The 8337-nt window shown below is 64.7% G+C and carries 10 protein-coding genes; 5 read left to right on the top strand and 5 right to left on the bottom strand.

What is annotated here, in order from left to right; translation table 11 throughout:
• Positions 1-302 precede the first annotated feature (302 nt).
• Complete coding sequence (locus V2S85_RS18080; RefSeq protein ID WP_330704234.1) at positions 303-1205, bottom strand: LysR substrate-binding domain-containing protein; 903 nt, start codon at positions 1203-1205, stop codon at positions 303-305.
• Between the two features lie 135 nt (positions 1206-1340).
• Between V2S85_RS18080 and V2S85_RS18075 the strand changes: the two genes are divergently transcribed.
• Positions 1341-2093, top strand: a complete 753-nt coding sequence (locus tag V2S85_RS18075) for a glucose 1-dehydrogenase (RefSeq protein WP_330704233.1) — start codon at positions 1341-1343, stop codon at positions 2091-2093.
• 165 nt (positions 2094-2258) lie between these two features.
• On the opposite strand, the gene V2S85_RS18070 is transcribed toward V2S85_RS18075, so the two are convergent.
• On the bottom strand, positions 2259-3185 hold the full coding sequence (locus V2S85_RS18070; protein ID WP_330704232.1) for an AraC family transcriptional regulator: 927 nt from the start codon (positions 3183-3185) through the stop codon (positions 2259-2261).
• A gap of 136 nt (positions 3186-3321) precedes the next feature.
• Here V2S85_RS18070 and V2S85_RS18065 point away from each other — a divergent pair, with 136 nt between their 5' ends.
• The 4 genes from V2S85_RS18065 to V2S85_RS18050 are packed head-to-tail and all read left to right on the top strand — an operon-like array spanning position 3322 to position 6055.
• Positions 3322-4065: an SDR family NAD(P)-dependent oxidoreductase gene (locus V2S85_RS18065; RefSeq protein ID WP_330704231.1), complete on the top strand. Its 744-nt coding sequence runs from the start codon at positions 3322-3324 to the stop codon at positions 4063-4065.
• Positions 4066-4078: 13 nt separating this feature from the next.
• Positions 4079-4474, top strand: coding sequence for a VOC family protein (locus tag V2S85_RS18060; RefSeq protein WP_330704230.1), 396 nt, complete (start codon positions 4079-4081; stop codon positions 4472-4474).
• A gap of 1 nt (position 4475) precedes the next feature.
• Positions 4476-5465: a saccharopine dehydrogenase family protein gene (locus tag V2S85_RS18055; RefSeq protein WP_330704229.1), complete on the top strand. Its 990-nt coding sequence runs from the start codon at positions 4476-4478 to the stop codon at positions 5463-5465.
• Positions 5466-5485: 20 nt separating this feature from the next.
• The gene (locus tag V2S85_RS18050; protein WP_330704228.1) at positions 5486-6055 is read left to right on the top strand and encodes a DNA-3-methyladenine glycosylase I; all 570 of its coding nucleotides are present in this window, start codon (positions 5486-5488) and stop codon (positions 6053-6055) included.
• A 4-nt stretch (positions 6056-6059) separates the two neighbouring features.
• Here the strand turns inward: V2S85_RS18050 and V2S85_RS18045 are convergent, their stop codons facing one another.
• The 3 genes from V2S85_RS18045 to V2S85_RS18035 form a co-directional block, all read right to left on the bottom strand.
• Positions 6060-6806, bottom strand: a complete 747-nt coding sequence (locus V2S85_RS18045; protein WP_330704227.1) for a glucose 1-dehydrogenase — start codon at positions 6804-6806, stop codon at positions 6060-6062.
• 35 nt (positions 6807-6841) lie between these two features.
• Positions 6842-7318 carry a nuclear transport factor 2 family protein gene (locus tag V2S85_RS18040; protein ID WP_330704226.1) on the bottom strand — a complete coding sequence of 159 codons (477 nt, stop codon included), beginning with the start codon at positions 7316-7318 and terminating at the stop codon, positions 6842-6844.
• Positions 7319-7432: 114 nt separating this feature from the next.
• Positions 7433-8320 carry a LysR family transcriptional regulator gene (locus V2S85_RS18035; RefSeq protein WP_330704225.1) on the bottom strand — a complete coding sequence of 296 codons (888 nt, stop codon included), beginning with the start codon at positions 8318-8320 and terminating at the stop codon, positions 7433-7435.
• Between the last annotated feature and the right edge of the window lie 17 nt (positions 8321-8337).

The following is an 8337-nucleotide window of genomic DNA, read 5'->3' as shown; positions in this document are numbered from 1 at the left end:
CGGGGCGTTCGTATCGAAACATGTTTCGAAATCAGTTTCATCTCTCACTGGTAACCTCGCCATTCATTGCGGCGAAACTTAACAACCTCGGAGCATCTGAAAATGTGGGGGATCTTTACCGCTTACGGTTCATCGACATCCGTTGACGTAAATCCGCATCAATAAATTCGAAATGTAGAACTTCGAAAGACCAGCATCGTTTCACTCCGGATTGCCGTTCCGCTCAATTCACCGGACCTGCCTGCGATCCGAAAACATCCTTGCGCATGTCTCGCGTAACATCCCAGCAGGAAGTCGTCCGGTCAGCGCGCGCTGTCGAGGGTGCGGAAGGTCGCGGCGATATGGTCGATGAACAAGCGGACGGCGGGGGGCAGGCCGCGCCGCGTGGTGAAGACCAGATGGACGATGCCCGTCTGCCCACCCCATTCAGGCAGGATGCGCACCAGCCTGCCTGCGGCGAGATCCTCGCGGCAGGAATGATCGGGCAGCAGGGCGACGCCGATGTTCGCCATGGCCGCTTCACGCAGGGCCGCGAAGTCCTCGCAGGTCATTCGCGGTTCGTGGCGATGATCGATGACCGTGTTGTCGGGCCCGGCAAGGTGCCATGTGATCTCGCCGATCTCGTCGCTCGACCCGAGCGTCGGCAACAGCTTCAAACCTTCCATCGTGGTGTCCTGCAGCCTTGCGGCCAGTGCTGGGCCGGTCACCAGAATACGCCGTGACTGCCCCAGCGTGCGCATCGTCAGCGAGGCGTCGCTGTCGAGCGTCACGCGTACCCGCAGGGCGACGTCGATACGCTGGGCGATGAGATCGACCGGCCGATCCGTCGCGATAAGTTGCAAGGCGACCTTGGGATAACGGGCCAGAAACGCGGGCAGGTGGGGCGAGAGCACTTCCACCAGGCCGCGCGGGCAACTGAAACGCACCCGTCCCTGCGGCTCGGCCTGTGCCTGCGCGACGAGCGCCTCGGCCTGCTCGGCTTCCTCCAGCATGGCGCGGCAGCGGGCATAGAACGCCTCGCCGACTTCGGTAACGCGAAAGCGCCGCGAGGAACGCTCGATCAGCCGAGTGCCGAGGCGCTCCTCCAATGCAGCGATACGGCGGCTGAGCTTCGATTTCGGCGTGCGCAACGCGCGCCCGGCCGGGGCGAAGCCGCCGTGCTTCACCACCTCGGCGAAATAGGCATAGTCGTTGAAGTCCGCCATGGAGCGCTACTCATCGTTCCTCTGATGGAACGATGAGTAGCGATTTTGCCGACTACAGCCAAGATCGTTCCGGATGCATTTGTCTCTCCAGCGGCAGGCAACGGTGCCAGCCGGACACGAGAATGGAGAAATGACATGGCTAACAGGTTCGAAAACAAGGTCGTCGTCGTCACCGGTGGAACGACCGGCATCGGTCTGGCGACGGCAAAGGCGTTTGCCGACGAAGGGGCATCGGTGTTCATCACCGGCCGCCGCCAGGAGGCGCTCGATGCAGCGGTGAAGGCCATTGGCGGCAAAGTCACCGGAGTGCGGGCCGACATGAGCAAGCTGGCCGATCTCGACCGCCTTTACGATGCCGTCCAGCAGCAGCATTCCGCCATCGACGTGGTCTTCGCCAATGCCGGCGGCGGCGAGTTCGCTCCGCTTGGCGCCATTACCGAGGAGCACTACGAAAAGACTTTCGACACCAATGTGAAGGGCGTGCTGTTCACCGTCCAGAAGGCGCTGCCGCTGCTGCGCGATGGCGCCTCGGTGGTGCTGACCGCATCGACTGTGAGCATTTCCGGCACGCCTGCGCTCAGCGTCTACAGCGCCAGCAAGGCGGCGGTGCGCAGCTTCGCCCGCAACTGGATCCTCGACCTCAAGGATCGCGGCATTCGCGTCAACGCGGTCAGCCCCGGCGTCACCGACACCCCCGGCGTCGATGACCTGTTCGGCGGCGGCGCGGATGCCCAGAACACCAAGGCCTATCTGGCCGGACTGATCCCTGCGGGGCGCATCGGCCAGCCTTCGGAGATCGCCAAGGCCGTGCTGTTCCTCAGTTCGCAAGAAGCCAGCTTCGTCAACGGCGTCGAACTCTTCGTCGATGGCGGGCAGGTCCAGATCTGAAGGCGGCTCTTCCCGAACCATCCGGTGCTCCAAGCGCCCGCCCGCCGGTCTCCGGCGGCGGGCCCCGGACCGGGCCCTCTGCTCGATCATACCTGCGGATGAGGCTGTCACCTGCACGCACGAGGTTATGCGCCGCGATGGCGGGCATCAGGAAGTTCCATGATCTTATTGGGCGAGCGAAGGCAGGGCCGATCGATGATTGAACTGCTGCGCCTGCCGCCGCCGCGCTGAAACCAGGGATTCCTTCGACGGCGGTACTCCGAAATAGCGGGAATACTCCCGGCTGAACTGGGTCGGGCTTTCGTAGCCGACGCCGAACGCAACCGAGGTCGCATTGCCTTCTCCCGCGATCAGCAGCGACCGGGCGTGAAGCAGCCGGATCCGCTTCTGATACTGAAGCGGACTGAGCGCCGTGACCGCCTTGAAGTGCCGGTGAAACGCGGAAACGCTGAGCGCCGCCATCGCGGCCAGGGTCTCGACCCTTAGCGGCCTGGTGAAATTCTCACGTATCCACTGGATGGCGATGCTGACGCGCGAGAGCGCAGTACCCGGCGCGGCGATGTCGCGCAGCATCCAGCCATGCGGCCCCTGGAGGACGCGGTAGAGGATTTCGCGCTCATAGGCGGGAGCCAGCGCGGCGATATCGGCGGGGCGCTCCATCAGGCGCAGCATGCGCACCCAGGCGTCGAGCAGTTCCTCCGTCACCGGCGCGATCGAGAAACCGGGGCTGTAGATATCCCCTCCGGCAGGTTTGGGCAGGTCGGCCAAGAGGTTTGCAACGATCGTCGGCTCCAGCGTGAGGCTCACTGCCAGATAGGGCTCGCCGGTCTCGGCCGGGTGAACAGAGCCCACGGCGGGCAGATCGATCGACATCACGAAGTAAGTGGCCGGATCGTAGCGCAGCGTGCGGTCTCCGACCGTCATCGTCTTCGATCCGGTGAGAATGAGGTTGATCATCGGATCATAGACCGCTGCAAGCTGATGTTCGGGAGTTTCGCCCTGCACCATCGCGACCCGAGGTATGCCTGTGTCGGTGCGCCGGTTTTCGGCATGCGCGGCCAGGCGGCGCAGTTCGGTGAGGTTCGCGTTCATGCGGATGACCATCTCACGCGCAGTTCACCCGGCCAAGTCAAAAGCAGAAATAGGCATGGATCGAAGAGGATCCGGTGAGCGCCGTCTGGCCCATCGGCGTAGTTCAAGGCTCGACAACATCGCGAGGAACTACCCAATGAAAATCGTCATCATCACCGGTGGGAGCCGGGGCATCGGTGCCAGCGCCGCCCGCCTCTGCGCCAGGGAAGGCATCGGGGTCATCCTCACCTACAATAGCAACCCCGCCTGTGCCGAAGCCGTCGTCGCCGGGATCGAGGCGGATGGCGGCAAGGCGGCCGCACTGAAGCTCGACGTCGCTGACACCTCCACGTTTCCCGCCTTCCGCGATGCCGTCGGCGCCGCGCTGAAGACCCATTGGGGCCGCGAGGATTTCGACGGCCTCGTCAACAACGCGGGTTACGGCGTCTTCAATCCGATCGCGATGGTCACGGAAGCGGAGTTTGACGGCCTGTTCGCCGTGCACCTCAAGGGACCGTTCTTCCTGACGCAGACGCTGCTGCCGCTCATGGCCGATGGCGGGCATATCGTGAATGTCGCCAGCGCCACCACGCGTGTCGCGACCGCCGGTGTTGCCCCTTACGCCAGCTTCAAGGGCGGGCTCGAAGTGCTTACCCGCTACATGGCGAAGGAGTTCGGGCATCGCGGCATCCGCGCGAATTCGATCGCACCGGGCGCGATCCGCACCGACCTGGGCGGCGGTCTCGATGACGAGTTCGAGGCCATGCTGGCCGGGCAGACCGCGCTCGGCCGGGTCGGCGAACCGGATGACGTCGGCGGCGCCATCGCGGGGCTGTTTTCCGATCACAATCGTTGGGTCAATGCGCAGTCGATCGAAATCGCCGGCGGCTACATCATCTGAACGGGAGAGCCACATGCTCGATCACGTCTTCCTGTCGGTCAGCGATCTCGATCGCTCGGTCGCCTTCTACACCGCCGCACTGACGCCGCTGGGGATCACGCAGCGGATCGATTACGATGGAAAGGACGGCCCTCCCGGGCATCCGGACCTCAAGGGGTTCGGCAAGGACAACCGGATGGCTTTCTGGCTGCGGCCGGGCACCGTCGAGGGCGGTGCCGCGCATGTCGGCTTCATCGCCGGTTCGCGGGCGGAGGTTGATGCGGCTTATGCCGCCGCCATCGCTGCGGGCGGGACCGACAACGGACCGCCCGGCCCCCGGCTCCATTACGACCCGCGCTATTACGCCGCGAACGTGCTCGATCCGGACGGATACAGCCTCGAATTCACCTACAAGAACTGGCAGCACTGACATGTCGAAACTGATCATATACGGCGCGGCCGGATACACCGGGCGCATGGTCTGCGCCAACGCGAAGGCGCACGGGCTTGACTTCGTCATCGCCGGAAGAGTGAAGGACGAAAGCAGGCTCGGCCTGCTCGCCGCGGAACTGGGGGTGGAGTACCGGTTGTTCGCGGCCGACGATCGCGCCGCTGCCAACGCGGCAATGGACGGCATCGGCGTGCTGGTGAACTGCGCCGGGCCTTTCATGCACACGGCTGAGCCGCTGATGCGTGCGTGCCTGGCGAGCGGAGTCCACTATCTCGACATCGCGGCCGAGATGGACAGCTACCGGCTTGCCGAGACGCTGGATGCTGAAGCCAGGGCGGCGGGCGTCATGCTGCTGCCCGGAAGCGGCGGCAGCGTGGCAATGCTCGGATCGCTGGCCGGACATGCGGCGAAGCGGGTGGCCGCTCCCATCAAGGTCAGCATCGCGCTGCATGTCACCGGCGGCTTCTCGCGCGGGTCGGCGGTCAGCGCCAGCGAGAACGTGACGGCGCAGACGCTCCACCGCGTCGACGGGGCGCTGGTCGGCCGCAATGCGGATGAGGTCCGCGCCTTCGATTTCGGCAAGGGCCCGGCCATGGCCTTCCCGGTGACGCTGCCCGATCTCATCGCGATCTGGCATGCGACGGGCATCCCGAACATCGAGACGTTCGTTCACGTGTCGGAGGGCGCCTTCCCCGAGGGCGATCTGGCGCAGATGCCGGATGGCCCGACGCTGGAACAGCGCGAAGCCAATCGCTATCAGGCGGCAGTGGAAGTGACGGGCGAGGACGGCACGGTGGTTCGGTCGCTGCTCGATACCGTAAACGGCTATACCTTCACGACGATCGCGGCGGCGGAAGCGGCGCGGCGGGTCTTGGGTGGCGAAGCCCGGCCGGGCTTCCAGACCCCGGCCACGCTGTTCGGCAACGGCTTTGCCGGGACGATCGCCGATACCCGGATCGTCGATCAGTGAGGCGACAGGAGGAACTGACTATGGACGACAAGCACCGCTGCGGCTGGGCGGGATCGAACCCGCTCATGCAGCAGTACCACGATACCGAATGGGGCTTGCCGGAACGCGATTCCCGCATGCTCTGGGAGACGCTGATGCTGGAAGGCTTCCAGGCGGGACTTTCCTGGGAGATCATCCTGCGCAAGCGCGAGGCGTTCCGCGCAGCCTTCGCCGGGTTCGATCCGCAGACAGTCGCCCGGTTCGACGGGCAGGATATCGAACGCCTCATGGGCGATCCCGGCATCGTCCGCGCCCGGGCCAAGATCGAGGCGACGATCCGGGGCGCGCAAATCTACAACGAGATGCAGGATCGCGGCGAGGATTTCGCGGCTTATTGCTGGTCCTTCACTTCGGGCAAGCCGATCGAAGGCAAGGTCACCGACGCGCAGACCGCGCTGTCGGCGACCATCTCGAAGGATCTGAAGACCCGGGGCTTCAAGTTCGTCGGACCGACGATCGTTTACGCCTGGATGCAGGCCGTCGGCATCACTAACGACCATGTCCCGGCCTGCTTCCGCAAGGCGCAGATTTCAGGCCGGGACCAGCCCTGACACTTCAGACGCCGCGCGCCCCGCCGGTGGCCCTGATCGACTCGCCGCTGATCCAGTGGGCGTCGTCCGATGCCAGGAACAGCACGGTCGGCGCGATGTCCTCCGGCTCGCCGAAGCGCCCCAGCGGCGTCTCGGCGAGCAGCCTTTCACCCAGTTCGCCCGCGAAATTGCCTTGGGTCGCGCGGGTGTTGGTATAGCCCGGCATCACGGCGTTCACCCGGATGCCGCGCGGGCCCAGTTCGCGCGCCAGCGCATAAGTCATGGTGTCGACCGCGCCTTTGGTCGCGGCATAGATGCTGGTGCCGGGAGACGGATGCGTGCTGAGGATCGAGCTGATGTTGACGATGCTGCCACCGTCCTCGCCGAAATGTCTGACCGCCTCGCGGATGGCCAGGAAATAGCCGAGCACGTTCACGTTGAACTGCTTGTGAAACGCGTCTTCGGTCAGGCTCTCCGCCGTCTCGAACTGTGCGACGCCGGCATTGTTGACCAGGATATCCAGCTTGCGGTGCCGGGCGATGACGTCCTTGAAGAGGCGCACGACGTCCGCCTCGCTGGACATGTCGGCCTGCATGGCCGTGGCGGTTCCGCCCTCGGCTTCGATCGAGGCCGCCACCGCTTCGGCCTCGTCCCTGCTGGCGGCGTAATTCACGATCACCGCCGCCCCCTCGGCGGCCAGGGCACGTGCAATGCCCGCGCCGATGCCGCTCGACGCGCCTGTGACGAGCGCGACTTTTCCATTCAGCTTCATGAGAATCTTTCTTTTTGGCGAAAGCCGCCCGGTATTCAGATGTCGGAGAGCACTGCGGGATCGCCGGAGCGCCAGAGGTTATCGATCGTGACGCGCTGAATAACCCACGCATCATCGTTTCGGACCAGTTCGACATCGTAGCGGTTCTTCATGAGATAGTGCCGCGAAGGGTCGGCCGCGGGCACATGCTGTGCCTCTACCAGTGCATCCAGCCGAGCCCGGTCGCCATCGACGGTGACGCGCGGGTTGCTGACCGAATGCGTGGTGGCGAGCGACTTGAGCGATCCGGACAGGGCGGCGACGATATTCTCCCGCCCCTGCAGCACCGGATATTCGAAACCGGCCTTGGCGGCGGCAGGCCCGAAGTCGGACACGGCATCCGCCGCGAAGGCCGATGCGAGAAGATCGGTATCCTTGAGGTCGATCCCGGCGGCGAAGCGGTAGAGAGCTTCGACCGCTGCGAGGCTGTCTGCGGTATAGCTCGGGTAGGTTGGCTGGTCGGTCTTCAACATGATGCGATCCTGATCCGGTTGGCGTCGCCTTGGCGACATCAAGCGAACTTATGCCCGGCACCCCGAACGCTGTAGGTGGCAAGCAAGCATGGCAATCAATCCCTGAAGGAATGCTTAGATCATCCGAAGGCCGGGTTCGCTGGCGAAGGTCGCCGCCAGAAAGTCGATGAAGACGCGCACGCGATACGGCATCTTGCGCCCGCCCGACGTGACCAGATGGATCGGATCGGCGTCCGCTTTATAGGCTTCGAGAACCCTGACGATCCTGCCGGCTTCCAGATCCGCATGGAATAGCGCGCTCGGGCCATGCAGGATGCCGAGCCCGGCGAGCACGGCGGCCCGCAAATCCTCGCCGTCGTTCGACCGGAATGCGCCCGTCGGCATGATCGCGGCAGTGCCGTCCTCGCCGCGCAACCGCCATTCGACGGCCCGCCCGCCGGTCTGGGCGGCAATGAGCTTATGGTGCGCCAGATCCTGCGGTTTCGCCGGAACGCCGTGCGCGGCGAGGTAGGCGGGTGAGGCGACAGTCATCATCTGCATCTCGCCGATCTTGCGGGCGATCAGCGCCGAAGAACCAAGTTCCCCGACGCGCAGTGCAACGTCCACGCCATCCCTGACCAGGTCGGCAAGTGGCTGGCCTGCGGTAAATTCGACCTCGATCTCCGAGAATTGTGCAAGGAAGGCGGGAAGGCGCGGAATGATGTACATGCGGCCAAGGGCCGGAGGTGTGGCAACGCGGACCAGGCCACTCGGCGCTGTGGAGCCATCGCGGATGCGTGCCTCGGTTTCTTCCAGGTCGCTCGTCAGGCGTAGCGCCGAATGATAGAGGTCCAGACCCGCTGCAGTCGGCCGGAGTCCGCGAGACGTGCGCTCCAGCAACCGCGTGCCCAGATGCGCCTCGAGGGCGGCGATCTGTTTGCTGACCGAGGGCTGCCCCAGGCCAAGCTCGTGCCCGGCCTGGGTGAAGCTGCCCAGTTCGACGACACGGGTAAGCAACTTCAAGGTTGATAGTCGATCCA

Source organism: Novosphingobium resinovorum (genome assembly GCF_036352595.1).
Taxonomy (GTDB): domain Bacteria; phylum Pseudomonadota; class Alphaproteobacteria; order Sphingomonadales; family Sphingomonadaceae; genus Novosphingobium; species Novosphingobium resinovorum_B.
Note: the sequence above shows the minus strand (reverse complement) of the source record. Positions and strands in the feature narration are given on the sequence as shown.

Excerpts from the sequence above, each read along its gene's own strand:
- V2S85_RS18045 (WP_330704227.1), bottom strand. The coding sequence starts at position 6,806 with ATGAAGCTGAATGGAAAAGTCGCGCTCGTCACAGGCGCGTCGAGCGGC.
- V2S85_RS18050 (WP_330704228.1), top strand. The coding sequence starts at position 5,486 with ATGGACGACAAGCACCGCTGCGGCTGGGCGGGATCGAACCCGCTCATG.
- V2S85_RS18070 (WP_330704232.1), bottom strand. The coding sequence starts at position 3,185 with ATGAACGCGAACCTCACCGAACTGCGCCGCCTGGCCGCGCATGCCGAA.
- V2S85_RS18065 (WP_330704231.1), top strand. The coding sequence starts at position 3,322 with ATGAAAATCGTCATCATCACCGGTGGGAGCCGGGGCATCGGTGCCAGC.
- V2S85_RS18075 (WP_330704233.1), top strand. The coding sequence starts at position 1,341 with ATGGCTAACAGGTTCGAAAACAAGGTCGTCGTCGTCACCGGTGGAACG.
- V2S85_RS18055 (WP_330704229.1), top strand. The coding sequence starts at position 4,476 with ATGTCGAAACTGATCATATACGGCGCGGCCGGATACACCGGGCGCATG.
- V2S85_RS18040 (WP_330704226.1), bottom strand. The coding sequence starts at position 7,318 with ATGTTGAAGACCGACCAGCCAACCTACCCGAGCTATACCGCAGACAGC.
- V2S85_RS18080 (WP_330704234.1), bottom strand. The coding sequence starts at position 1,205 with ATGGCGGACTTCAACGACTATGCCTATTTCGCCGAGGTGGTGAAGCAC.
- V2S85_RS18060 (WP_330704230.1), top strand. The coding sequence starts at position 4,079 with ATGCTCGATCACGTCTTCCTGTCGGTCAGCGATCTCGATCGCTCGGTC.